Here is a 24,585-nt window from a genome sequence, read left to right as displayed (position 1 = left end):
ATGCCACTCGTAGAGATCAGCATCGTCGCCGGACGCCCTCCGGAGAAGATCCGCGACCTCATCCACCAGGTGCATGCCGCCGTACGGGACTCTCTGGACGCCCCTGACGGGGCCATCCGAGTCCTCGTACGCGAGATCCCGCCGGAGCACTGGGCGGCGGGCGACATCACCAAGGCCGAACAGGCCGAACAGGAGGCATCCCATGAGCGATGAGCGCCCCGAGACCATCGACGACTTCCGGGCCACGTACGAGAAGATGCTGGGCTTCGTCCCCCCGCGCGTCGGCTCCCGGTTCGAGGCGTCCGAGAAGGACAACCCGGAGCTGCTGCTGGCGCAGGAGCGCCTGCGCAACATGATCATGTATCCCGACACGCTGGACCAGAAGACCGTCCAGCTGGTGCTCTTCGGCATCCTGCACGCCAAGCTCAGCGACGCCGCCAAGCTGCACGGCCTCGCCGCGCTACGGGCCGGCGCCAGCTGGGACGAGCTGCGCGCCGTCATCGACCTGGCGTTCCTGTTCACCGGATTCTCCGCGATCAACCGCGGCCCCCAGGTGCTGGCCGACATCGCGGAGCTGGAGAAGAAGGCCAAGGAGAACGAGCGTGACTGAGCCGCTGTACGAACTCGCCCACCTCGGCCACGCCGAGCTGCTGACCCCGGTGTACGACCAGAGTCTGGCCTTCTTCACCGAGGTGTACGGCCTCGACCTGGTGCACGAAGCCAACGGCAGCGCCTATCTGCGCGCCTGGGGCGACCACGACCTGACGACCCTGAAGCTGACCGCCGCCGACCGGGCCGGGCTCGGCCATGTCGCCTGGCGCGCGGTCAGCCCGCAGGCCCTGGAACGCCGGGTCGCCGTCCTGGAGGAGCGCGGCGCCGACGGTGAGTGGATCGACGGGGACTTCGGGCACGGCAAGGCGTACTCCTTCATCGCCCCGAGCGGCCAGCGCATGGAGCTCTACTACGAGACCGAGAAGTACCGTGCCCCGGCGGGCAAGGCCTCGTACCTGCCCAACCAGCCGCAGTCCTCGGTCACCCGGGGCGTGGGCGCGGCGCGCATCGACCACATCAACGTCCTCGCGGACGACGTGCCGGGCACGCGCGCGTTCATGTGCGACACCCTGGGCTTCAAGCTCCGCGAACACCTCGTCCCGCCCGGCCAGCCCGAGGTCGGCGCCTGGCTCAGCCTGATGAACAAGGCCCACGACCTCGCCATCACCCGCGAGCCGGCCCCCGGCGTCACCGGGCGGCTGCACCACCTCGCGTACGCCGTCGAGAACCGCGAGGACGTGCTCCGCGCCGCCGACATCTTCTGCGAGCTGGGCGTCGAGATCGAGTTCGGCCCGGCCAAGCACTCCCGCACCCAGGGCTTCTTCCTCTACGTCCTGGAGCCGGGCGGCAACCGGATCGAGGTGTTCTCCGGCGGCTTCCACATCTTCGCCCCCGACTGGGAGCCGGTCACCTGGACCACCGAGGGCCAGGGCCGCTCCACCGCCTGGGGCCTGGACGTGCCTCCGAGTTTCCACTCCCACGCCACCCCGGTGCTGCCATGACGCGAGAGCTGACCGCGAGTTTCGTGACCCTGTCCGGCGCCGGTTTCGCCCAGCCCGCCCGGGTGCCGTTCGCGGAGCGCTGCCGCGCGGCGGCTGCCGCGGGCTTCACCGGCATCGGTCTGCACACCGACGACTACCTGCGGATGCGGGCCGCCGGGGCGAGCGACAAGTCGTTGCGCACCCTGCTCGCCACGGACGGACTCGCCCTGCGGGAGATCGAGTTCCTGAGCGGCTGGGCCGCGGCCTCCGTCGGCGGTGCGGGTGACGGCGTTGCCGCGCTCGGCCGCGCCTTCCGGCCGCATCACGTCACAGCGGGAGAGTTCGGCGCGGACGAACTCGACATCGAGGCCGCGGGCGCCCGGCTCCGTACGATCTGCGACGAGGTCGCCGCGTACGGGCTGCGTGTCGCGGTCGAGGCCTTTCCCTGGTCCGGTCTGAAGGACGTGGTCACCGCGCGTGCGGTGGTGGAGGCGTCCGGCGCGTCCAATGCCGGGCTGATGATCGACGTCTGGCACTTCTACAACACCCGCTCCACCCTGGCCGACCTCGACGGCCTGTCGCCCGAGCGGATCGTGGCCGTCCAGCTCAACGACGGCCGCGTCGTGGACGGCGACTTCCTCACCGAGGCACGACAGGGGCGCCTGCTGCCCGGTGAGGGTGAACTGGACGTCCAGGGACTGCTGTTGGGCCTGCACGAACGCGGCTTCCGCGGCCCCTACTGCGTCGAGGTCAACTACCCCGGCTACCGGGACCTCCCGGTCGAGGAGATGGCGGCGCTGTCCTTCACCAAGGCGTCCAAGGCACTTGAGGTGCTTCCCGCGAGCTGAACGCCCCGCCTGGACGCCCTCTTTACGTGCCTGGGAACCTCCGTTAGTTTTATTGTCGCAAGTTGACGAAAAAGTTGACGGAGGTTACCGGACCGTCGGCGACGAGTGGAGTGACGATGACTGAACTCCCAGTGCCTGCCGGGCCGGGCCTGAAGCTCGGGGCGATCACCAGTGGTGTCAGCGAGGATCTCGACGAGAGCCTCAAGGTGCTGGTCGGCAAGGGCCTGCGGTACGCGGAACTGGCGTCCGTATGGGGCGTCGACGTAGGTCACCACGACGAGGAGCAGACCGCGTCCATCGTCGACACGGTCCGGCGCCACGGCTGCACGGTGCCGGCGGTGTCGCCGCGGTCCTTCTACGAACTGCCGATCCTGGACACCACGGCCGAGAGCCCCGGGTACCTGGAGGACTTCGAGACCCTCAAGAGGGCGATCGACCTCGCCAAGCGGCTCGGCACCGACATCGTGCGTGCCATGCCGTTCCAGCGGCCGAGCGTCGTCTTCGGCTCGGGCGGCGCGGAGCGGTTCCTGGCCCACCAGAACCGGTCGTGGGCCGCGCTGCTGAAGCTCTACGAGGGCCCGGTCGCCTACGCCGAGGAACAGGGAGTGGTCATCGCCGTGGAGACCGGGTGCGACACCATGGTGAGTTCCTGCAGCCTGGCGGCCCGGATGGCCCGTGACATCGCGTCGGACTCGCTGCGGATCATGTGGGACACCGGGAACAACGTCTACTCGACCGAGCGCCAGTTCCCCGACGGCTACGAGGCCGTCCGCGACCACCTGGTGCACGTCCAGGTCAAGGACGTCCGCGTCGACCTGGTCAACGCGAGCATCGAGTTCTGCCCGCTCGGCGAGGGCGACCTGGCCGACCAACTCGCCCCCCTGGCCGACGCGTTGCGTGCCGACGGCTTCGACGGCGTCGTCTCGTTGGAGAACGTCTACCGCCCGCCCGGCATGACGGCCGCCGAGTCGTTCGCGAAGTCGGTCGACACCTTCGTCTCGGTCTTCGGCTGAAGGGCGGCGGCCCCCGGCATGGCGATCCGCACCGCTCTCATCGGCTTCGGCATAGGCGGGCGCTACTTCCACGAGCCGTTCCTCGGCACGAACGACGCCTACGACATCCGCGCCGTCGTGACCTCGTCGCCACAGCGGCGCGCGGCGGCAGAGGAGCGTTACCGCGTGCTCGGCTCGGTCCAGGAGGTCTGGACGCGGGCCGACGAGTTCGACCTCGCGGTCGTCACCACCCCGACGGCCCTGCACACCGAGCACGCTCTCGCGGCGCTCGGCGCGGGACTGCACGTGGTGGTGGACAAGCCGATCGCGACGACGTCCACCGACGCGCGGCGGCTCGTCGAGCAGGCGGAGAAGGCGGGGCGGTCGCTGTCGACGTACCAGAGCCGGCGGTGGGACGCCGAGGTCCGGACGGCCCGCACGCTGGTCGACGCGGGCGTCGGCGAGGTCGTCTTTCTGGAGCTTGCCTTCCAGCGTGACGTCGGCCCGCTCAGGCCGGGATGGCGCGACACCGCCGAGCCGAGCGTCGGCGGGGGAGTGACGTTCGACCTGGGCAGCCACATGATTGACGCCGCCCAATATCTCCTCGGCCCGGCCGAGTCCGCCACGGGGTCGATGCGGGCGGTGCGTGGGGGTCCCGCCGACGACGAGATGGAAGCCTGGCTGGTCCACGAGAGCGGGGCGACCTCCCGGATCGTCTGCAGCTGGGTGTGTGAGCAGAGCCGGCCGCGGTTGCGGATCACCGGGACGGCGGCCGTCTACACCGTCGGGGACTCGGACCCGCAGGAGGCGGCACTCAAGCGCGGGGAACGGCCGTACGGCCCGGACTTCGGGCAGGTCCCACGGGCGAAGTGGGGACGGCTCACCTCGGCGGACGGCACCTCCGACCGGACGCCGACGGCGAACGGCGACTACGCGGCCTTCTACCGGGATCTGGCCCGGCACCTCACCGGGGGCGGCCCACTGCCCGTGGATCCCCTCGACGCGGTCCGAACCCTTGAAATCCTCGAAACGCTCCTCGCCGACCGCCCTTCCGCGGTGAGCCGGCAGGCATCCCCGATGCACGAAGGAGGAATGATGTTCGATCTCTCGGCCAGCGTGAGCATGGTCGAGCCCCACCGCCCGCTCCTGGAGCGGGTGCGGATGCTCGACGCGGCGGGCCTGGGCGTAGGCCTGTGGGACCCGCGCGACCTCGACCTGGACGCGGTGGCCGGGACCGGGGCCCGGATCTCGATCATGAACGGTTTCACCACCGGAAACCTGGTCCACAAGGCCGCCGCGGACGCCATGGTGGCCTCGGCCGAGGCGATGATCCCGATCGCGCGGCGGCTGGGCACACCGCTGATGAACCTGCACGGCGCCGAGCTGACGGCGGAAGGTCCCGCCGCCGTACCGGTGACCGAGGTCGACGCCGCGATGACCGAGACGGCGTACGCGACGCTCGCGAGGTTCGCCGAGCTCGGCGAGGCCCACGGCGTCGTCTTCGGCCTGGAGAACCTCAACCCGTTCGACCATCCCGGGGTCCCCCTCGCCCGCGCCGAGCAGGTCGTGGAGCTGGTCCGCCGGGTCGACCACCCGCACCTGCGGATGAACTTCGACGTCTATCACGCCGCCCGGGGCGGTGAGGAAGTCGCGGACGTGATCCGGGAGTTGGGCGCCGATCTCGCCGCCGAGGTCCAACTGGCGGACCCGCCGAGCCGGGAGTGGCCCGGCGGAGGGCTGCTCGACTTCCCGGCCGTCCGTGACGGGCTCGTAGAGGCCGGCTACCGGGGGAGCGTCGCCCTTGAGGGCTGGATCCGGGCCGACGCCGAGGCGGCGCTCCGGGAGTTCGTGACCCTGTTCGGTCCCGGCGCCGACGAGCGGCCCCCGCACGCGGGTCGCTGACCACAAGACAACGAGGAGCACCAGGAATGGCGAAGACGGTCGGCATAGTCGGACTGGGCAACATGGGCTTCGGTATGGCGCTGAATCTGCTGCGGGCGGGATTCGTGGTGAAGGGCGCGGACCTGCGCGAGGAGCCCAAGGAGAAGCTGGTCACCGCGGGTGGGATCGCCGCCGCCACGAACGCGGAGGTCGCCGACGGCGCCGACGCGGTGTTCGTGATGGTGGTGAACGAGGCCCAGGCACGCTCGGTGATCTACGGCGAGGACGGACTGCTCGACACGCTCCTCCCGGGCTCGACCGTGATCATCACGGCGACGATCGGGCGGCAGCACTCCCGGGACATCGAGGCCGTTCTGGCCGAGAAGGGTGTCCACCTGATCGACTCCGGGGTCAGCGGCGGGCTGCCCAGTGCCAACGACGGAACCCTCACGATCATGGCGTCCGGCCCGAAGGAGGTCTTCGACGCCAACCTCGACGTGCTGCACGCCGTCGGCGACCCCGAGGCCGTGTTCCACGTCGGCGAGGAGATCGGAGCAGGCCAGGCCGTGAAGGCCTGCATGCAGGCGCTGGTGGGCGTCACCTTCCAGGGCACGTTCGAGGCGCTGGTCCTCGGAGCGGCGGCCGGAGTGAAGCCCGAGGTGCTGCTCGACGTGCTCGGCAGCAGCGTGGTGGGCTCCCCCCTGTTCAAACGGGCGACCACCTTCGTCATGGAGCGGAACTTCGTCGACACGGGCAGTCACATCGCCGTCACGGCCAAGGACCTGGGACTGACCCTGGACCTGGCCCGTGAGGTCGGCGCCCCGATGTTCTCGACCGCCCTCGCCGCGCAGCTCTTCGAGGCAGGCATGCGGTCGTGCCCGGGGGAGGACAACTGGGCGGTCGTCAAGGTGCTCGAGCAGATGGCGGGCACCGTCGTCGAGGCCGAGAACCACTGAGGACAGTCCTTGGACCGGGAGCAGCAGCGATGACCGACGGCACCACCCACCGGGTCGGCCTGATCGGCGCGGGCCTGCGGCTGAGCCTCGCCCGCGCCGTGCACGAACGCGAGGCCCGCACGCTCGGCCTCGACTACCGCTACCGCGTCCTCGACGTCGACGAAGATCTCCGACACGCCGACCTCGGCGCGACGATCGCCCGGCTCGTCGAGGAGGGATACCGGGGGATCAACGTCACTCACCCCTTCAAGAAGGCGGTCGTCCCGCTCATGGACGAGCTGTCGCCCGACGCGAGGGCGCTCGGCGCCGTCAACACCGTGGTCTTCGCCGACGGGAGGCTGATCGGGCACAACACCGACTGGGTCGGGTTCGCCCGCGCCTTCGAGACCGAGCTCGGCAATGTCCCCCGGCGGCGGGTCGTCCAGCTCGGGGCCGGGGGCGCCGGAGTCGCCGTGGCGCACGCGATGCTGCGTGCCGGGGTCGAGGAACTCGTCCTCCTCGGCCGCGACACCGTCGCCGCCGAAGCGAGCGCGGACGCCCTGCGGCGGATCCACCCGGCCGCCGCGGTGCGCGTCGACCGCATCGCCGCACTGGGTGACCACCTCGGCACCGCCGACGGGGTCGTGAACGCCACCCCGATCGGGATGCCGGCCCATCCCGGCACACCGGTGCCGACCGCGTTGCTCCGCCGGGACCTGTGGGTCGACGACATCGTCTACCAGCCGATGACGACCGAACTGCTGCGCGACGCCCGGGCAGCCGGGTGCCGGACCTCGGGCGGCGGCGGCATGTTCGTGTACCAGGCCGCCGAGAACCTCACGCTCTTCACCGGCATCCGGTCGGACCCCGCCCGCATGCTCGCCCACCTGCGGGACATCGTCGAATCCGGAACCCAGGGAATCCTCGCCGGCTCCTGATCCGCCGGGGCTCCCGGCCTCCGGGCCCGGCCGGCATGCTGGCCTAGGGTCAGGCCGTCGCGAAGCCCAGCGGATCGTCGAGGATGGCGGCGCGGGCCGCGACCGCGGCCCCCCTGACCACACTGTCCTGGCCGAGGGCGCTGCTCACCACGGGACGGGACCACTCGGCGCGGTACTCCTGGGCCGGCGTCCAGGAGGACGGCGAGAACGCCAGCCAAGGGGTGAGCGGCGCCAGATTGCCGGTCAGTACGACCGTCTCCGGGCTGAGGACCGCTCCCAGCACGTCCACTGCCTGACTCAGGCGGGTCTTGGCGTGTCTGAGCAACGTCAGGACCGCCGAGTCACCCTGACGCGCGCGCGTGGCGAGATGTGCCGCGTAGCCGCGATGACCCAGCGCTGAGAGCGTCGCCCCCTCCTGCACATCCTTCGCGAACGCGGTGGTCGAGACGTACTGGCACAGACAGCCCCGGTTGCCGCAGTGGCACGGTCGTCCACCGGTCTCGACGACCACATGCCCGAACTGCCCGGCGGCCCCTCCAGCACCGGAGAACAGCCGTCCGTTCAGGCTGACTCCGCCGCCGATGCCGTCACTGCCGTGGATCGCGGCCACACACTCGACCTCCGGGCGCAGAGCGGCCTCGGCGATCACAGCCGCGTCACCGTCGTTGAGGAAGGCGAGCCGTCGGACGGCCGGGGGTGCGGTTCGGATGAGATCCGGGACCAGGACGTCGGTCCACCCGAAGGGCGGCACCCGCAGGTGCTGTGCGGCCACAAGGCCAGGAAGCGCGATCACAAGGCTCGCCGTGAGCGGCGGGAGGCCGTTTGCGCCGAGCAGCTTCTCGTACTCCGCGAGGACGTCGAGCACCGCCGCGGGCAGCGAGTCCGGCCGTCGTTCCTGGCGGGCGTAGCTGTTCGCCAGTTCGGCCCCGTCCGTACCGCAGACGCTGATCGCGACTGCCTCGACGCTCACCTCGACCCCGACCGCCAGCGCGAAGCGGGGAGCCAGCCGCACTGCTCGGCGCGGCCGTCCCCTGGTGCCCGTCGCGGCGATCTCCGTGTCCTCTACCAGCCCGATCCGGCGGAGCTGCGCGAGCAAGTTCGCAGCGGCCCCGTTGGCGAGCCCGGTCTCGTCGGAGATCGCCGTCTGCGACGCGATCCGGAGGCGGTCGATCGTGCGCGACACGACCGCGAGATTGGCCCGACGGACCCCGTCGAGGCGCTGCACCACGTACTTCGACCCGGCCGTCGCCACGCTATCGCCTCCCTGCCCAGGGTAAGGGACGGGCGGTCGGCCGTACCTGTATCGCCCCTTCCGGCCGATCTTGAGGGAGGGTCAGGGGGCGGCGTGCCCGGGCAGGCCCGCCCAGAGGAGACGGCGTTCGCGGCGGGGGTCGTATGCGATCCGGGGCGGGTCGTCGAGGATCATCGTGGCGCGGTCCTCCGGTTCGTAGCGGGGCCAGTCGGGGGTGCCGGTGTGCAGGAAGGCCCGTACGGCCCGGTGCAGTGTCGCAGTGACGGCGAGGTCGGCCGGGCGCATGGGCGGGGCGGGCGGCAGACCGGGCAGGTTGTTGAAGGCGGGCGGGCGGGCCCAGAGACAGCGGTTGTCGGCGCCGTGGGTCGCGCCGAGGCGGTCGTACGGGGGCAGGCCGGGCACGTGGTCGAAGCGGCTGAACCAGACCTGGCCGCCGGCGGCATGCTGGGCCTCTGCCAGCCGGATGGCGGGGATCAGCCACATCGTGTCGTCCAGCAGGTCGAGCTGTGGGTCGCGGCCGGCCTCGGCGAGGGACGCGTACGCCTTCCCGAGTTCGGCCCAGCGCTGCTCGCCGAGGGCCGCCCGACCGGCCGTGTCCGTGCCGGCCAGGACCGGGGCGGCAGGGGGGCCGAGGAAGATGTCCATTTCGTGGCTGACGTGACTGATCCAGACCGGGAGGTGGCGGGCCTCACCGCCTGTGACCGCCGCCAGCGGCGCCCTGGGCAAGACAGTGCCGTCCACCACGGGGCAGAAGCCGTCTCCGCGCAGCACCTCGTCGCCCGCGCCGGCCACGACGTGCGCCGCGGCGTCCCGCAGTGCCTGGACCGGGACGTCGGACAGCCGCTCGGCGGTCGTGTCCAGGCAGGTGAGCAGGCGGCCTGTGACCTCGGCGTTCTGGTCCGGGGTGTGGACGTTGCGGGCGGCGCCGCTGAGCACCAGGGCCTGGTGGAACAGCCCGCGGGCGGCCGGGACCGCCAACAGGGTGGTGGTGAGCATGCCGCCGGCCGACTGGCCGGAGAGCGTCACCCGGCCGGGGTCGCCGCCGAACGGGGCGATGTTCCCGCGCACCCACTCCAGGGCCGCGACCAGGTCACGCAGTGCGGGATTGGCGGTGTCGGCGATACCGAGGTGTTCCAGGTCGACGAAACCGAGTGGGCCGAGCCGGTAGTTGACGGTCACCACGACCGCGTCGCACACCTCCGCCAGCCACGTGCCGTCATAGAGGCTGCCGCTGCCGTGCAGAAACGCGCCGCCGTGGATCCAGAACAGCACCGGCCTGGGCGCGCTCGGCTCGGCCGGGGCCCAGACATTGAGGGTGAGGCAGTCCTCCTCGCCCTCGATGTCCGGGCCGGTGGCCGGGGTGAACTGGACCGCCCGCGGACCGTAGCGCGTGGCATCCCGCACCGCCGTCCAGGGCTTGACAGGAGCCGGCGGTCCGAAGCGACGCTCCCCGGTGGGCGGCGCGGCGTAGGGGATGCCCTTCCAGGAGAGGACCGGGCAGCCCTCCGCGGCGCCTCCGACGGGCCCCATCAGGGTCTCGACCTGCATCCCTGGCATAAACGCCCACCTCGTCGTGGCGATCAATGTACTCACTGGTTCGTTATATCTAGCGGTGAGGCGCCTCCAGTGCAAGAGGTGAAGCGTGACGAACAAATTTCGGCCGGATGTCTTGACGCGGGCTGGAAGTGACCTCACAGTCCTCTATTAACTTCCCAGTACGTTAATTGGCTGCCATCCCCGCCAGCCATCCGGCAAGTCCACTCGACACGGCACCCCCGTAGGCGAGTTGTGACGTCGTCCGCCGCGCTCGTCCCCCCTCTGTCCCCGCTCACCCCGGCCGTTCCCGCAACGGGAGCACTCGCGGTACTCAAAGAGGAGCACACGTGACCGCTCGTTCGCTCGATGACGCCTCGGAGTCGAAGACTCCACCCAGTGGGCACCGAAAGGCGGCCTTGGCCGCATGGATCGGCAGCGCCCTGGAGTACTACGACTTCTTCATCTACGGCAGTGCCGCCGCGCTGGTCTTCCCCAGGGTCTTCTTCGACCCGGACGACCCGGCCACCGCGACGCTGATCTCGATGGCGACCTTCGGCGTGGCCTACGCGGCCCGCCCCATCGGCGCCGTCTTCCTCGGGCACTTCGGGGACAGGATCGGCCGCAGGAAGATCATGGTCTTCACCCTCTTCCTGATGGGTCTGTCGACCTTCCTGATCGGCTGCCTGCCCACCTACGGCCAGGTCGGCACGCTGGCCCCGATCCTGCTCGTGGCGCTGCGCTTCCTCCAGGGGCTGTCCGCCGCCGGTGAGCAGTCCAGCGCCAGTTCCCTGACGCTGGAACACGCGCCGGAGAACCAACGCGGCTACTTCACCAGCTTCACCCTCAACGGGACTCAGTTCGGCCTGATCATCTCCACCCTGGTCTTCATCCCGATCGCCTCCCTCCCGGAGGACCAGCTGCTCACCTGGGGCTGGCGCATCCCGTTCCTGCTGAGCGCGTTCGTGACCCTGGCCGCGTACTTCATCCGGCGCACGCTGCAGGAGGCCCCGGCCTTCGAGAAGATCTCGGAGCGCGACGAGGTGGCCAAGCTGCCGGTGGTCGAACTCCTCCGGGACCACTGGGCCGACATGCTGCGGGTGGCTTCGGCTGCGCTCATCGCGTCGGTGAGCACGATCGGCGGGGTCTGGGTGCTGTCCTACTCCACCGGCGCCGTCGGCCTCGACCGCACCACCATGCTGTGGGTCAGCGTCTTCGCCAACCTGGTGGCCCTGATCGCGCTCCCGATGTGGGCCAAACTCTCCGACCGCATCGGCCGCAAGCCCGTCTTCCTCATCGGCTCCGTCGGCAGCGCCGTCATGATCTTCGTCTACCTGGCGGCCGTGACCTCGAAGAGCTACCCGCTGATCTTCCTGGCAGGCGCCGCCACCATGGGCCTGGTGTACAGCGCCTCCAACGGCATCTGGCCCTCGCTCTACGCCGAGATGTTCAACACCCGGGTCCGTCTGTCGGGCATGGCCATCAGCACCCAGTGCGGGTTCGCCATCACCGGATTCGCCGTCACCTACGCGGCACAGCTCTCCGGCTCCGACGGCAAGAACTGGGTCGCCGTCGGGATCCTCACCGCCTCGATGTGCGCCGTCAGCTCGATCGCCGTGCTGACCGCCCGCGAGACCTACAACGTGCCCACCGCCGAGCTCGGTATGAAGCCGGGCATGCGCCAGGCCCAGGCCGCCGAGCGCCAGTCGGCGGAGTCGACGGCCGTCTGACCCTGTCCCCCGTCCCCGCCGCGCCTGCGGCCGTCCGCCCCCGTACGGACGGCCGCAGGCGCACCGACCTCCGATTGCCGGAAGGAACCCCGCGATCACTGTGACCTCCTCCACCGTGACCCCCTCCACCGTGAGTTCCTCCTTTCTCACAGGGCTGATCGGAGCCGGAATCGGCCCCTCGCTCAGCCCCGCCCTGCACGAGCGGGAAGCGGACCGGCACGGCCTGCGCCTGCTCTACCGCATCATCGACATCGACGAACTGGCGTTGCCGCCCACGGCCGTGGGCGAACTGCTGAAGTCCGCCCGCTCCCTGGGATTCGACGGTCTCAACATCACCCACCCCTGCAAACAACTCGTGATCGAGCACCTGGACGAACTCGCGCCCGAGGCGGCGGAGATCGGCGCCGTCAACACCGTCGTCTTCCGGGCCGGCCGCGCCATCGGGCACAACACCGACGGCACCGGCTTCGCCCAGTCCTTCGCGCGTGGACTGCCCGACGTACCTACCGGTTCGGTCCTGCAGCTCGGAGCAGGCGGGGCCGGGGCCGCCGTCGCCCACGCGCTGCTCACCGTCGGCGTAGACCGGCTGACCCTCGTGGACGCCGACCACACCCGCGCGACCGCCCTCGCCGCCGCTCTCCACCGCACCTTCGGGCCCGGCCGGGCGAGCACCGCGCCGCTGCCGGACCTGGCGGCCGAGCTGGCCCGCGTCGACGGCCTGGTCCACGCCACCCCCACCGGTATGGCGGGCCACCCGGGGCTGCCGTTCCCCGCCGAGCTGCTGCACCCACGACTGTGGGTGGCCGAGGTCGTGTATCGCCCACTGGAGACCGAGTTGCTGCGCACGGCACGCGCCCTCGGCTGCCGTACCCTCGACGGCGGTGGCATGGCCGTCTTCCAGGCCGCCGACGCGTTCCGGCTGTTCACCGGCTGTGAGCCGCACACCGATCGTATGCTCGAAGACCTGGCCGACCTCGTCGGCAGTCCCACCCGGTGAGGAACCTCATGCCAGCTTCCGTCCCCCCGCAGCCACTGACCCTGACAGAGGGACAACCCGCTGCCAGACGTACCCGTGACGCCGCACGGACCCGGGCCGAGATCCTCGATGCCGCGACGGAGGAATTCGCTCGCATCGGCTATTCCGGCGCCCGCACCGACGACATCGCCGACCGCACCCGAACCACCAAACGCATGATCTACTACTACTTCGGCAGCAAGGAGCAGCTGTTCACGGCCGTGCTGGAGCGGGCGTACGCGAGCATCCGGCACAGCGAACAGGAACTCGGCGTCGAACATCTCGACCCGGTGTCCGCGATCCGTCGGCTGGCCGGTCTCACCTTCGACCACCACGAGGCGCACCCGGACTTCATGCGCCTCGTCAGCATCGAGAACATCCACCAGGCCGAGCACATCGCCGCCTCGCCGACACTGCGTTCGCTCAACGCCCCGGTGATCGACATCCTCGACCGGATCCTCCGCGCGGGCCGCGAACAGGGAGTCTTCACCGCCGAGGTGGACGCCGTGGATCTGCACATGATGATCAGCGCGTTCTGCTGCTTCCGGATCACGAACCGGCACACCTTCGGCGCCCTCTTCGGACGGGACCTCACCGCACCGGACCGCCGCGACCACTACCGGACTCTGCTGGGCGACATGGTCATCTCCTACCTCACGACCGGCGAGCAAGCCGCTGTCGGGTGAAGGCGGGTCGGTCTCCCTTCGTTCAACGCGCCCGGCAGAAGGGTGTCCTGCCCATCGCTGACTCGATGCCGCCGAGGATGAGCTTCCGGTACTGCTCCGGCCGCCGTCGTAGTACTGGCACCAGGCCACCGGGTGGACCCTGCTACTGCCTTGAGCTGGAGATCGGGACCATTCGCGAGAGTCCGCTGCGGGACATGCTCGCCGGGATGTTCACCGGAGAGGCCGGGTGGCACTACTGGACCAGAGCCCACGCCTCGTGGATCGCCGGTTCGTCCGGAAAGCCGTGGCGGACATCGGCCGGTGTCCTGATCGGGCCGGGCGCCGGCCTGGCACTCGGATCGCTGCTGCGCAGCCGACGCTACTGGCAGGGCGGGCTCGCCACCGGCGCCGTCAAGGACTGACCGAGGAGATGAGGGGGTCAGTGGATGGCGGACGGGTGCTGGGCCAGCGGGGTCACGGTGACGTCCATGTACGGGAAGAGCGGCAGGCCCCACAGGAGTTCGTTGAGCCGGTCGTTGTCGATGACGTCGAAGACACTGAGGTTGGAATACTGACCGGCGCAGCGCCACAAGTGCAGCCATTCGCCGGAGTGTTGGAGCTTCTGTGCGTACTCCTTCTCGGCGGCGACGGTCGACGCGCGCAGCGCCGGGTCGAGATCGGGTGGCAGGTTCACGGTCATGTGGACGGCGAACAGCATGACGGTCTCCGATCAGGACGCGGGATCGAGGACGAGGTCGTAGGTGACCTGGTTGCCGCCGTCGCCCGTCGGCTGCGGGGCGATGACGAGTTCCGGCTTGACGGCGGAGGCCACGTCGTCCCCGACGTGTTCGCCGCCGCGGAAGTACAGCTGGGCGGTGAGCGTCTCGTGGCCGGGCGCGGAGACCTTCAGGTGCAGATGGGCCGGGCGCCAGGCGTGCCAACCGGCGGTGGCGATGAGCTTGCCGCACGATCCGTCGGTGGGGATCTGGTAGGGGGCGGGCTGGATGGTGCGCACCGCGAAGCGCCCCTCGTCGTCGGTCTCGACGGCACCGCGCAGGTTCCACTGCGGGATGCCGGGTGCGAACTGCGCGTACAGGCCGTCGTCGTCGGCCTGCCACATCTCCAGCAGCGCGCCGGACAGAGGCTCGCCCGAGACTCCCGTGACCTGGCCCTGGAAGAGGAGCGGGGTACCGGCCTCGTCCTCGCGCATCGGCAGGGTGCTGACACTGGGGAGGTCGGGAGCGCCCGGCACGTAGTACGGCCCTTCGATGGTTCCCTTGCTCCCCTTGCGGTCGGCGCCCGCGACCTCCTCGACGACGTGCTCGATCCACACGTCCAGGAAGAGCGGCCACTCGCCGTCCTCTCCGACAGAGATCAGCCACGCCTTGAGGGCGTTGTACTCCTCGTACGTCACCTGGTGCCGGCGGATGACGTCGTGCACGGCGGATATCAGCTCGGTGGCAAGGGTGTTGACGCGCTCGGTGTCGGCGACGGCCTGGCCGGACGCGATGGTCTTGTCGGTGCGGAAGCGGTCGGTGGCCGAAGCACCGGATGCGGCGGCCGTGGCTTTGAGGGTGGTGTCGGACATGATGTGCGGCTCCTTTGCCGATCGGGAAATGGGGTTCAGCGGTCCTGGCGGTAGCGGGTGAGCTTGTCCGGGTCGATCGCGACGCCCAGACCGGGCAGGTCCCGTACGGCGAGCGTGCCGTCGGTGATCGTGACCGGTTCGGTGAGCAGGTCGTCGCTCATGTCCAGGAAGTTGGAGAGTTCGCCGGCGCGGCGGGAGGCGGCGGAGTATGCGGCGCCGAAGGCGACCGTGCACACCGTGCCCAACTGGCCGTCGATCTGGTTGCCCATCACCACCTCGGCGCCCATCCCCTCGCACTGGAACAGCACGCGCTGGGAATGGGTGAAGCCGGTGCGGGCGGTCTTGACGCTGATCGCGGTGGCCGCGCCGTCCAGCAGGGAGCGGGTCACCTCCGCAGGCGTGGTGGCGGACTCGTCCGCGACGAAGGGCACGGGACTCTGTCGTACGAGCCATCGACGTCCCAGCACGTCGTCGGCGGGGCACAGTTCCTCGGCGAGGGTGATGCCTACGGGTTCGAGCGCGCGCAGGGCGGTGGCCGACTCCGAGGCGGTCCAGCCGCGGTTGCCGTCGACGTACAACTCGGCCTCGGCACCCAGGGTTTCGCGAAGTGCCCGGCACACATCGAGGTCGAGCGTGATGGGCCGCCGCCCCACCTTCACCTTGAAGGTGGTGATGCCGTACGTGTCCCGGATCCGCTCGGCCTCCTCGGCCATCCGCTCCGGGGCGTCGAAGCCGAGCATGTGCGAGACGCGCATCCGGTCGGTGTAGCCGCCGAGGAGCCGGGTGACGGGTTGGTCCAGGGCCTGTCCGGCAATGTCCCAAAGAGCCATGTCCACGGCCGACTTGGCGGCGGGATTGCCTACGGTGCGGTGCAGCCGGGCGTGCACCTGCTCGCGGGCGAACACGTCCATGCCGGTGAGCTGCGGGGCGAAGATCTTCTCGATGACACCGATCACGGACTGCTGTGTCTCGCCGTAGGTGAAGGGGCGGGGTGGCGCGTCGGCGACTCCGAACAGCCCTTCGTCGGTGTGGACTTGGACGAGCACGTGCTCGGCGCTGTGCACCTCACCGCTCGCGAAGCGAAGGGGTTTCACGTACGGGATCGAGTACGGGATCGTCTCGATCGCGGTGATCTTCATCGGGTGCCGCCCGCGATCTCCTGGATGACCGTCTCCGTGTGCCGGGCGATGCCGAGCAGATGGGCCACGCGATCGGGGTGGCCGATGAGTTGGAGGCCGAGCGGCATGCCGTGCGGGTCGCGGTGGCCGGGGACGGTGACGACGGGCAGGCCGAGCAACTGCCAAGGGCGGCTGAGTACTGGGGTGCCGGTGGCGTCCAGCCCGCGCGGGGCGGGGCCCGGGGCGGCCGGAGCGAGGATCACGTCGACCCGGGTGAGCAGGTCGAGGATGTGGGCACGGGCCGCTCGGGCGGTGTCCTGTGCCGTGCGGTATTCGTCGTCCGGAGTCCGGCGGCCACGCTCCAGCAGTTCGCGCAGGGGCGTGCTCAGCGACTCCGGGTGCTCCGCCTCGGCGGCCAGGCAACGCGCGGCCTCGTACGCCATGACGGTCGCATGGGTCTCGGCGAGTTCGGGTGTCCGGACCTGGTCGCCCAGGTCGCTCGTCTCGGTGCCGGCTGCCGTCAGGGCCCTGACTGTGTGGTCCAGCGCGTCGAGCATCGCCGGGTCGATGTCGGCCAGTTCGGTGCCGGGCCAGATCAACACCCTGATGCTGTCCGGAAGTTCGGCCCTGATGCCGTCGACGGCCTCGACCACGGCGGCCAGTTCGGTGACCCGGGCCGTGAGCAGCCCCGGCGCGTCCAGGCTCGGGCTGAGCCCGGTGATCCCCCGTGTGGACCAGGCGCCGACCGGGGCGACATACCCGGCGACACCACAGAACGACGCCGGCCGGGTCAGTGAACCCGCCGTCTGCGAGCCCAGCGCCAACGGCACCACGCCCGCCGCGACCGCCGCCGCCGACCCACTGGAGGAACCGCCCGGAGTGTGGGCGAGGTTGTGCGGATTGCGGGTCGGGCCCGGCTGGAAGTACGCGAACTCGGTGGTGACCGTCTTGCCCAGCGGTACGGCGCCCGCCCGGCGCAGCCGTTCCACCAGCCAGGCGTCGGAGGCGGCGATCCGCCCGCGACGCAGCGGGGAGCCGCACTCGGTGGGTAGCCCCGCGACGTCGATGATGTCCTTGACGCCGACCGGCACACCCCGCAGTGGCCCGTTCGTGACGCCCTCGGCCGCCTTGCGCGCACCCTTCGCGTCGACGCGAACCCAGGCACGGATGTCCGGCTCGGTCTCGGCCAGGCGTCGCAGTGCGCCGTCGATGGCTTCGCGCGGGTCGTGCGCGGCGGATGTCAGTGAGGGCACGTCAACCTGCTTTCGAAGTAGGGGTGTTCGTCAACAGGCGCATGTCAATGGGCTGTTGCTCAACAGGCCACCGGCGGCGCCGAGTCCAGCCGGTGGAAGCTGCGGTTGAAGTAGACGAGGCTGTGGCCGCCCGGCCGGGTGCGGATCTGCTCGATCTCGACGAAGAGCACGCTGTGGGTGCCCATGGCCTTGGAGTCCTTGATGGTGCCGACCACGGTCACCACCGCGTCCTTGAGCACCGGCACGTCATGACTCCGGTCCCAGACATCCCAGGTGAAGCGCTCGGCCATCGACGCCTCAGTCGCGCCGGCGAAGTGCAGCGCCAGCTCCTGCTGGTCCCCGCCGAGCACGTTGACGCACACGCGGCCGTTGGCGCTGAAGACGTCGTGCATGGCGCTCTTGCGGTTGACACAGACCAGGACGGTCGGCGGATCGTCGGTCACCGAGCAGACCGCGCTGACAGTGATGCCGCAACGGCCGTTCGGTCCGTCCGTCGTCAGGATGTTGACGGCCGCGGGAAGGTGCGCCATCGCCTCCCTGAAGTCCGCCTGAGTCGCGGCGAGTTGGGTGTCGTACGCGGTCATGGTCGTCTGTTCCTCTCTGCGCCGGTCTCCGGCGCGGCGCATCGCTCGGCGTGCCGGCTCACCACAGCTCGACCACCAACCGGGGTGACCTGGAGCGGGAGACACACGCGGCGATCTGGTCGCCCGCCGCCTTTTCCTTGGCGGTCAGGCAGTGGTCGCGGTGGTCGGGCTCGCCGTCGAGGACCCGTAGGACGCAGGTGCCGCAGATGCCTTCGCGGCAGGAGGTGTCGAGGGGGACTCCGTTGTCCTCCAGCACTTCGGCGATGCTCTTGTCGGCGGGCACGGTGTAGACCTCGCCGGTGTCGAGTTCGACCTCGAAGCTCTCGCCGGGGGCGGCGTCCGGCTGGTCCGCCGCCTGGAACAGCTCGGAGTGGATCTGGTCCTGAGGCAGGCTTCGGGCCGCGAGCGCGGCGACCTGTTCCATGAAGCCCTGGGGCCCGCAGGTGTAGACGTGTGCGCTCGCCGGGAGATCGGTGAGTGCGTCGGAGAGTGCCTGGATCGCCGTCTCACGCCCGTGCCCGAAGTGCAGGACGACCCGGTCGGCGAAGGCGGACTCCTCCAGCCGGTCAGCGAAGGCCGCCTCGGCCCGGCTCCGTGCCACGTAGTGCAGCCTGAAGTCCGCGCCCGTGGCGAGCAGTTCGTACGCCATCGCCAGCAGCGGCGTGATACCGATGCCGCCGGCGACCAGGTGGTGCGCGCTCGCGTCGAGGTCGAGGCCGAAGAGCTGCCGGGGTGTGCCGATGCGCAGCTCCGTGCCGGGTTCCGTCTTGTCGTGCAGGGCGTGGGAGCCGCCCCGGGACGTCTCCTCGCGCTTGACGGCGATGGTGTAGGCGCCGGGGTCGTGCGGCGGTCCGCACAGTGAGTAGGGGCGGGTGATCCCGGTCGGTCCGGTCACGTCGATGTGTGCACCGGCCGGGTAGCCCGGGAGTGGGCTGCCGTCGGCGCGGGCCAGCCGGAGGACCTTGACCGCGTCGGTGACGTCGACGGCCTCGGTGACGGTGACAGTGAACATCCGTCTGCCTTCACATTCGGGGCGGAACCAAAGGGCGGAACCAAAGGGCGGAACCAAAGGGCGGAACCAACGGGGCAAGGAGCTTCAGCTCATGCTGGGCTTCAGCGCATGTAGAGGCCGCCGTTGGCGTCCCAGCACGCCCCGGTCACCGTGTCCGCGTTGTCCGCCGCCAGCAGCACGGCCATGTCGGCGATGAACTCGGGGCGCCCGAGGCGGCGTACGGGAATCGAGGCCTCGATCTGCGCGAGCCTGTCGGGGTCGACGCTCTCGCGGACGGACGGCAGCTCCTGCGGGCCGGGAGAGATGGCGTTGACTGTCACGCCCTGCGGCCCGAGTTCACGGGCGAACACCTTGGTGAGCGTGATGACACCGCCCTTCGCCGAGGCATAGTGCGCGCCGGTCGCCGTGCCGCCGTTCTGCCCGGCGAGCGAGGCGATGTTGACGATGCGTCCGTAGCCGCGGTCGGCGAAGTACGCGCCGAGCACCTGACAGCCGAGGAACGTGCCGTCGAGGTTGGCCGCCACGACCGAGCCGAAGCTGTCGGGGGTGATGTCCATCAGCGCCTCGACCTTGGAGTGGCCCGCGTTGTTGACCAGGACGTGGACGGCGCCCCAGCGCGCGACCAGATCGTCCAGCACCCGTACGAACGCGGCCTTGTCACGGGCGTCCAGGCCGAGCCCGACCGCGGAACTCCCGGTCGGGTCCAGGGCGGCAGCGCTCTTGACCGCGGCCTCCTCGTCCAGGTCGGTGACGGCGACGCGGTAGCCGCGGTCGTAGAACCGGGAGGCGATACAGGCGCCCAGGCCGCGGGCCGCTCCGGTGACCAGCACGACGCGCGGCTGGTCGTCCTCCCACCCTGCCGGGCTCACAGGAGGAACCCCGACGCCGTCACGGCGTCCTCGGAGTTGATCAGACGGACGACCTTGCGCACGATCCGGGGACCGCCGTCGGTGAAGGTGACGCGGTGTGTGAGATCGGCCGCCAGGACGAAGGTCTCGCCGCGCTTGTAGCCCACGACCACCTGTGCCGAACAGATCTCGATGGAGTCCTCGGACTCGTCACGGGCGGCGACCGTGAAGCGGGAGACGGTGCGGACCGTACGGGCCGCGGCGGTCGCCGAGATGGAGAAGCCACCGGTCAGCCGCTCGATGCGCATCCGGCGCATCCGGTCGTCGTCGTACACGAGGTTAAGCGAGCCGGCGAAGTCCGTCGTCTCCGGGTCGATGGGGATGACGTACTCCCCGCCCTCGGCCCACAGCGTGTCCCACTCCTCGTACCGCTTGGCGTCCAGGAGGCGGGCCTCGCGCCAGATCAGGGAGAGCGCGGCGAGGGCACGCGGATCGTCGAGCGGCAGCTCGGCATCCACAACTGCTGTACTGAGAACGTCACCAACTGTCGTACTGAGAACGTCACTTGACATCGGTCATCATCCTCTTCCACATCGCGTAGGCCTCGCGCATGCCGGTCTCGTCGGTCGCGTGGGAGGTGGGCTGGCCCAGGTCGTTGGGCTTCTCCCGGCCGAGACCCCGGTTGACGAGGATCGGCATGTCGACACCGCCGGTCACGCCGCGCTGGACGCGGTTCCAGGCCTCGGCGTCGTCGGGGCTGCCGAAGCCGAACGGCCCCTGGAAGTGCTCGTGGATGCGGAGCCGCTCGCGGTTGACGATCTCGGGGCCGCCGTCGAGGCCGAGGGCCACATGCCGGATCTCCGTCTCCGCGACCGAGATCGGCCGCAGGACCCGGAAGAAGGACATCGACATGGCCACGTTCGGGAACAGGTTGAGGTTGAAGCCGGCGCCGTGCAGCGAGCGCACGATCCGCCGTACGCGCTCCGGAGGCAGGTCCTTCGACAGCTCCTCGATGACGTGACCGAAGCGGTCCTGGAGCTTCTCGGTGCCGTCGTCGACGTCCAGGTCGACGTGCTCGGCGACGGAGACGGACACGCTGTGGCCGTTGCCGAGGGCGTGGGTGACCGCACTCTCGTCGGTCATGATCGACAGCATGCTCGCGGTCTCGGCGTCCACGGACGACATCCAGGAGCGGTGCACGATCGGGAAGTGGTACCAGTCGGTCGTGTTCTCCAGCTGGATCTTCCAGTTGCCCTGGAAACGGAACTTGTGCTCGCCCTGCACCTTGATCGGGAAGCCGGCGCCCTGCTTCATGAAGCGGTCGATCCACAGCCGCGCCCCGCCGAGGAAGTCCTCCAGCGGTTCGATCTCGTCGTTGAAGCTCGCGAAGATCATGCCCGCGTACGTCCCCACCTTGAGGCGTTGCAGCGGCAGGTCCTTCTTCTCCGTGACGTTCTCGTAGCCCTCGGGATAGGGGATGCCGCGCAGTGTGCCGTCCAGGGCGTACGACCACGCGTGGTAGGGACAGGTGAAGCCGTTGCCGTTGCCCTTGGGGACGTCGCAGACGCTGGCGCCGCGATGGCGGCAGCGGTTGAGGAGGACGTTGATGCCGCCGCGGCGGTCGCGGCTGACGATGACGGGACGGCGGCCGATCCAGGCGGTCTTGAAGTCGCCCGCCTTGGCGATCTCGCTCTCGTGGGCCACCCACACCCAGGTGCGGTGGAAGATCCGGTCCATCTCCAGCTCGAACAGCTCCGGGCCGGTGTAGAGGGTGCCGGCGACGCGGTCGTCCTCGACGAGCGAGGCGAGGTCGGGAGTCTCCGGGGACACGGTCATCGGGTGACCTCCGGCTCCGGCAGCGGACGGCCGACGCGCGCCTCGATCTTCATGTAGCGCCACAGCCCGTACTCGCCGACCTGGACGGTACGGAAGAGGTTGCAGGCCGCGGCGACCGTCGGCTGGTCGGTTACGTCGGCGAGCACGTACGACGTCCAGGGCCAGGAGTCCGAGGGGCCGACCATGTGCTGGTCGTCGTCCATGGTGCCGAGGACGCTCACACCGGGCAGCTCCCAGAGCTGGGAGAGCATGGTCGTGAAGCCGTCCCAGACCGCCTTGCCCTGACCGGAGGGCAGATCGAAGAAGTTCTGGTTGACGCCGATGCAGAAGAGCACGCGCAGGGGTTTGCCGCCGGAATTGGGCATGGTGGAGTTCCCGCCTTTCAGGGGTGGGCCGGACAAGGGCTGCTCGGAGATGGCCGGGGGAGGGGCTAGAGGTAGCCGGGGAAGGGCTCGACGCCCATGAGGACCGCGCCGGCGCCGTCGTACATGCCCTCCTGGAGGAAGGCGTGCTGCGGGACGACGGACGCGTCGCGCAGGTAGCGCTGCATCGGGTTGCCGTCGGTGATGGCCGGGATGCCGCTGAGCTGGTAGGCGGCGCGGACGACCTCGAACGAGGTCTTCGCGAGATGGGCGGAGGCGAGCCGGAGCAGACTGGCCTGGTCGGGGGTCGCGGGATCTCCCGCCTCCACCGTCGCCCACACCTCGCCGGTGGTCTCGTAGAAGAAGGCGCGTGCGGACCGGAGTTGGGCCTCCGCCTGGCCCACCGAGATGCGGTAGGTGGCGCGCTCGGCGGGCTTCGGGGCACCGGTGAATCCGGCGCGTCCGCCATTGGCGATCGCCTGGTCGAGTGCGGCGCGGGCGACTCCGAGGCCGACCACGGCAAGGACCTGGGCGGCGTACGGGACGGTCGGGTAGCGGTACAGCGGTTCGTCGATGGTGGGTTCACCGCCGCGTACGAACGTCCACTCCTCGGGGACGAGCGCTCCGTCGGCCACCAGGTCGTGGCTTCCGGTGCCGCGCAGACCGATGACGTCCCAGTTCTCGACGATCTCCAGCTGCTCGGGGCGCATCACCGCGGTCAGCGGACGACCGGCGTTCGGCTGACCGGCGTGGTCCCCGCTCGCCTTGATGCCGACACCGAGGACGTCCGCGCCCTTGCAGCCGCTGGCGAACTTCCACCGGCCCGAGACGCGGTACCTGCCGTCGACGAGTTCGGCCGGCTGGACGGGGAACAGGCCGCCGGCGAAGGCCACATCGGGCCCGTCGGCGTACAACTCGGCCTGGGTCTCCAGGGGCAGCGCGGCCAGATAGACGAGTGCCGAGCCGAAGCTGGCCACCCAGCCGGCCGATCCGTCGACCTCGGATATCCGCTCGATGAGCCGCAGGAACTCGGCCGGCGGCAGTGCGTCGCCGCCGAAGCGCTTCGGGGCGCCCGCCCGGTAGAGACCGGCTCGTTTGAACTCGGCGACCATGTCCTGCGGAACGTGCCGCTTCTCCTCGAACTCCGCGCGCCGCTCGGCCACTTGGGACAGCACGCGGTCGAAGGCGGCCGCTCGGGCGTCGGAACCGACCGGTGCCGGGGATTCCAGCGACTGCGTCATGGGACGAACTCCTCGCATTGCCGGGCGGTCCTCGTTCCCGCCGTGCCTTCACGCTAGGCGCGGCAGGAACGGGCCGACAATTGGGAGTTGGCTGGAGTGTGTAGGGGATTCCTTTAGGCGGTTCCGGTGCGCCGAGAGCCCTTGCGTGGCCCGGCTCGCCGTGAGCCTCTACGTGGGGTCGCTCGCCAGGAGTCGTGCGATGCCCGGCGGGCTGAAGATGTCCCGGGTGGCGAGCGCGATCCCGCCGTGGATCCCGGCCGCGGCGCCGAGCTGGGTGGTGGTGATGGTGAGCTTGCGTGTGGCCAGCGGCAGGGCGCGCTGGTAGACGACCGCGCGGACGCCGGAGAGCAGATCGTCGCGGAGTTCGCTCAGCGGGCCGCCCAGCACCAGGGTGCGGGGGTTGAACATGTGCACCAGCATCGCCACCACCTCGCCGATCTCGGTGGCGGCCTGGCGCAGCGCGTGCAGGGCGGGCGGATCACTGTTGGCCACCCGCAGTGCCAACTCGTGCGCGCCGTGCAGCGGGTCCTCGCCCGTCGACTCGGGAATGCCTAGGCTGCGCAGGATCGCCCGGTGGGAGGCGAGCGCTCCCACGCAGCCGATGTTGCCGCAGGCGCACAGCACATCGCCGCCGCCGACCGCCCGGATATGGCCGATGTCGCCGGCCGCCCCGTCGGCTCCGCGGTACACGTCGCCGTTCGCGGTGACGATCCCGGCACCGATGCCGCTGGCGATCTTGATGCACAGCAGCGGAGTGTCCGCCTCGGCCTGGCCGGCCTCGCCGAGCGCCATGAGGTTGACGTCGTTGTCCACCACGACCGGGCAGCGGAAAGCGGTGCGCAGGTGCTCGGCGACGGGGTAGCCGTCCCATCCGGGCATGCCGGTCGGACGTACCGCGCAGCCGTGCTGGAAGTCGACGGGACCGGGCAGGCCGACCACCGTCTCGCGGACCCGGCCCGGGTCGCGGCCGTGCTTCGCCAGCAGACTCGACAGCCGCTCCGTCACCGCGTCCAGCACCGCCTTGGGGCCGGCGTCGATCCGGATGTCCACGGTCTCGTGCGCGATCACCCGCTGGGTGAGGTCGGCGATGGCGACCTGGCTCGACAGGGTGTCGATGTCCGCGACGGCGATGGTCCCGGCCTGCGGGCTGATCGTCAGGACCCGCGGCGGGCGCCCACGGACCGATTCCCTGCTCTCCAGCTCCTGGAGTATGCCGCGCGCGACGAGGTGGTCGACCTGCTGGCCCACGGTCGAGCGGGCGAGACCGCTGCGCCGGGAGATCTCCGCACGGCTGGTCGCCTCACCGGAGACCACGAGGTCCAGCACCCTGCGCAGCGCGACCGGCACCGGGGAGGACGGGGTCGTCCCGGCGGTGTGTCCCTCGCTGTATCCGTCGCCTTTATGCATTCCAGCGACCTTAAT

General features: G+C 70.3%; 26 protein-coding genes. 12 read left to right on the top strand and 14 right to left on the bottom strand.

The genetic code is table 11. The annotated features are described in order from the left end of the window. The 8 genes from ACWDR4_RS31115 (at position 1) to ACWDR4_RS31080 (ending at position 7,126) form a co-directional block, all read left to right on the top strand. Positions 1-213 (top strand): tautomerase family protein, encoded by a 213-nt coding sequence (locus ACWDR4_RS31115; protein ID WP_450413438.1) that lies wholly within the window; start codon positions 1-3, stop codon positions 211-213. Next, a complete protein-coding gene (locus ACWDR4_RS31110; protein ID WP_450413437.1) occupies positions 203-610 on the top strand; it encodes a carboxymuconolactone decarboxylase family protein in 408 nt (135 codons plus the stop codon). The genes ACWDR4_RS31115 and ACWDR4_RS31110 overlap by 11 nt, the downstream gene beginning before the upstream one ends. Continuing rightward, the gene (locus ACWDR4_RS31105) at positions 603-1,553 is read left to right on the top strand and encodes a VOC family protein (protein ID WP_450413436.1); all 951 of its coding nucleotides are present in this window, start codon (positions 603-605) and stop codon (positions 1,551-1,553) included. Before ACWDR4_RS31110 ends, ACWDR4_RS31105 begins: the two co-directional genes overlap by 8 nt. After that, entirely contained in the window at positions 1,550-2,380 is an 831-nt protein-coding gene (locus tag ACWDR4_RS31100) for a sugar phosphate isomerase/epimerase family protein (RefSeq protein ID WP_450413435.1), read from the top strand. The genes ACWDR4_RS31105 and ACWDR4_RS31100 overlap by 4 nt, the downstream gene beginning before the upstream one ends. Before the next feature lie 116 nt (positions 2,381-2,496). Further along, positions 2,497-3,393: a sugar phosphate isomerase/epimerase family protein gene (locus ACWDR4_RS31095; RefSeq protein ID WP_450413434.1), complete on the top strand. Its 897-nt coding sequence runs from the start codon at positions 2,497-2,499 to the stop codon at positions 3,391-3,393. A gap of 18 nt (positions 3,394-3,411) precedes the next feature. Then, on the top strand, positions 3,412-5,274 hold the full coding sequence (locus ACWDR4_RS31090; protein WP_450413433.1) for a TIM barrel protein: 1,863 nt from the start codon (positions 3,412-3,414) through the stop codon (positions 5,272-5,274). Positions 5,275-5,300: 26 nt separating this feature from the next. After that, a complete protein-coding gene (locus ACWDR4_RS31085) occupies positions 5,301-6,209 on the top strand; it encodes an NAD(P)-dependent oxidoreductase (RefSeq protein WP_450413432.1) in 909 nt (302 codons plus the stop codon). Between the two features lie 29 nt (positions 6,210-6,238). Next, positions 6,239-7,126: a shikimate dehydrogenase gene (locus ACWDR4_RS31080; RefSeq protein WP_450413431.1), complete on the top strand. Its 888-nt coding sequence runs from the start codon at positions 6,239-6,241 to the stop codon at positions 7,124-7,126. A 49-nt stretch (positions 7,127-7,175) separates the two neighbouring features. Here the strand turns inward: ACWDR4_RS31080 and ACWDR4_RS31075 are convergent, their stop codons facing one another. Then, on the bottom strand, positions 7,176-8,378 hold the full coding sequence (locus ACWDR4_RS31075; RefSeq protein WP_450413430.1) for an ROK family protein: 1,203 nt from the start codon (positions 8,376-8,378) through the stop codon (positions 7,176-7,178). An 81-nt stretch (positions 8,379-8,459) separates the two neighbouring features. After that, positions 8,460-9,935 carry a carboxylesterase/lipase family protein gene (locus ACWDR4_RS31070; RefSeq protein WP_450413429.1) on the bottom strand — a complete coding sequence of 492 codons (1,476 nt, stop codon included), beginning with the start codon at positions 9,933-9,935 and terminating at the stop codon, positions 8,460-8,462. A 326-nt stretch (positions 9,936-10,261) separates the two neighbouring features. Between ACWDR4_RS31070 and ACWDR4_RS31065 the strand changes: the two genes are divergently transcribed. The 4 genes from ACWDR4_RS31065 (at position 10,262) to ACWDR4_RS31050 (ending at position 13,743) form a co-directional block, all read left to right on the top strand. Then, positions 10,262-11,641: an MFS transporter gene (locus tag ACWDR4_RS31065; RefSeq protein WP_450413428.1), complete on the top strand. Its 1,380-nt coding sequence runs from the start codon at positions 10,262-10,264 to the stop codon at positions 11,639-11,641. Positions 11,642-11,771: 130 nt separating this feature from the next. After that, complete coding sequence (locus ACWDR4_RS31060) at positions 11,772-12,638, top strand: shikimate dehydrogenase (protein WP_450413427.1); 867 nt, start codon at positions 11,772-11,774, stop codon at positions 12,636-12,638. An 8-nt stretch (positions 12,639-12,646) separates the two neighbouring features. Then, a complete protein-coding gene (locus ACWDR4_RS31055; RefSeq protein ID WP_450413426.1) occupies positions 12,647-13,342 on the top strand; it encodes a TetR/AcrR family transcriptional regulator in 696 nt (231 codons plus the stop codon). A gap of 194 nt (positions 13,343-13,536) precedes the next feature. Continuing rightward, positions 13,537-13,743 carry a hypothetical protein gene (locus tag ACWDR4_RS31050; RefSeq protein WP_450413425.1) on the top strand — a complete coding sequence of 69 codons (207 nt, stop codon included), beginning with the start codon at positions 13,537-13,539 and terminating at the stop codon, positions 13,741-13,743. Positions 13,744-13,760: 17 nt separating this feature from the next. Here ACWDR4_RS31050 and catC read toward each other — a convergent pair whose 3' ends face one another. From catC to ACWDR4_RS30990, 12 genes are all read right to left on the bottom strand, one after another. Then, complete coding sequence (gene catC, locus ACWDR4_RS31045; protein ID WP_450413424.1) at positions 13,761-14,039, bottom strand: muconolactone Delta-isomerase; 279 nt, start codon at positions 14,037-14,039, stop codon at positions 13,761-13,763. Positions 14,040-14,051: 12 nt separating this feature from the next. Then, a complete protein-coding gene (catA, locus tag ACWDR4_RS31040) occupies positions 14,052-14,909 on the bottom strand; it encodes a catechol 1,2-dioxygenase (protein ID WP_450413423.1) in 858 nt (285 codons plus the stop codon). Positions 14,910-14,944: 35 nt separating this feature from the next. Next, on the bottom strand, positions 14,945-16,048 hold the full coding sequence (locus ACWDR4_RS31035) for a mandelate racemase/muconate lactonizing enzyme family protein (RefSeq protein ID WP_450413422.1): 1,104 nt from the start codon (positions 16,046-16,048) through the stop codon (positions 14,945-14,947). Continuing rightward, positions 16,045-17,280, bottom strand: coding sequence for an amidase (locus ACWDR4_RS31030; RefSeq protein WP_450413421.1), 1,236 nt, complete (start codon positions 17,278-17,280; stop codon positions 16,045-16,047). Before ACWDR4_RS31030 ends, ACWDR4_RS31035 begins: the two co-directional genes overlap by 4 nt. A gap of 59 nt (positions 17,281-17,339) precedes the next feature. After that, positions 17,340-17,864 (bottom strand): 4-hydroxyphenylacetate 3-monooxygenase, reductase component, encoded by a 525-nt coding sequence (hpaC, locus tag ACWDR4_RS31025; protein WP_450413420.1) that lies wholly within the window; start codon positions 17,862-17,864, stop codon positions 17,340-17,342. Positions 17,865-17,922: 58 nt separating this feature from the next. Continuing rightward, positions 17,923-18,876: a PDR/VanB family oxidoreductase gene (locus tag ACWDR4_RS31020; protein WP_450413419.1), complete on the bottom strand. Its 954-nt coding sequence runs from the start codon at positions 18,874-18,876 to the stop codon at positions 17,923-17,925. 101 nt (positions 18,877-18,977) lie between these two features. Next, complete coding sequence (locus ACWDR4_RS31015) at positions 18,978-19,745, bottom strand: SDR family NAD(P)-dependent oxidoreductase (protein ID WP_450413418.1); 768 nt, start codon at positions 19,743-19,745, stop codon at positions 18,978-18,980. Beyond that, positions 19,742-20,296 (bottom strand): aromatic-ring-hydroxylating dioxygenase subunit beta, encoded by a 555-nt coding sequence (locus ACWDR4_RS31010; RefSeq protein WP_450413417.1) that lies wholly within the window; start codon positions 20,294-20,296, stop codon positions 19,742-19,744. The genes ACWDR4_RS31015 and ACWDR4_RS31010 overlap by 4 nt, the downstream gene beginning before the upstream one ends. After that, positions 20,286-21,560: an aromatic ring-hydroxylating oxygenase subunit alpha gene (locus tag ACWDR4_RS31005; protein ID WP_450413416.1), complete on the bottom strand. Its 1,275-nt coding sequence runs from the start codon at positions 21,558-21,560 to the stop codon at positions 20,286-20,288. Before ACWDR4_RS31005 ends, ACWDR4_RS31010 begins: the two co-directional genes overlap by 11 nt. Next, positions 21,557-21,925 (bottom strand): hypothetical protein, encoded by a 369-nt coding sequence (locus ACWDR4_RS31000; protein WP_450413415.1) that lies wholly within the window; start codon positions 21,923-21,925, stop codon positions 21,557-21,559. Before ACWDR4_RS31000 ends, ACWDR4_RS31005 begins: the two co-directional genes overlap by 4 nt. A 65-nt stretch (positions 21,926-21,990) precedes the next feature. Next, the gene (locus ACWDR4_RS30995; RefSeq protein ID WP_450413414.1) at positions 21,991-23,163 is read right to left on the bottom strand and encodes an acyl-CoA dehydrogenase family protein; all 1,173 of its coding nucleotides are present in this window, start codon (positions 23,161-23,163) and stop codon (positions 21,991-21,993) included. Between the two features lie 168 nt (positions 23,164-23,331). Further along, positions 23,332-24,570, bottom strand: a complete 1,239-nt coding sequence (locus ACWDR4_RS30990; RefSeq protein WP_450413413.1) for an ROK family protein — start codon at positions 24,568-24,570, stop codon at positions 23,332-23,334. Positions 24,571-24,585 lie beyond the last annotated feature (15 nt).

This window comes from Streptomyces sp. NPDC000878, assembly GCF_053599695.1.
The sequence above is the reverse complement of the archived record's forward strand: the minus strand, read 5'-3'. Positions and strand labels throughout refer to the sequence as shown.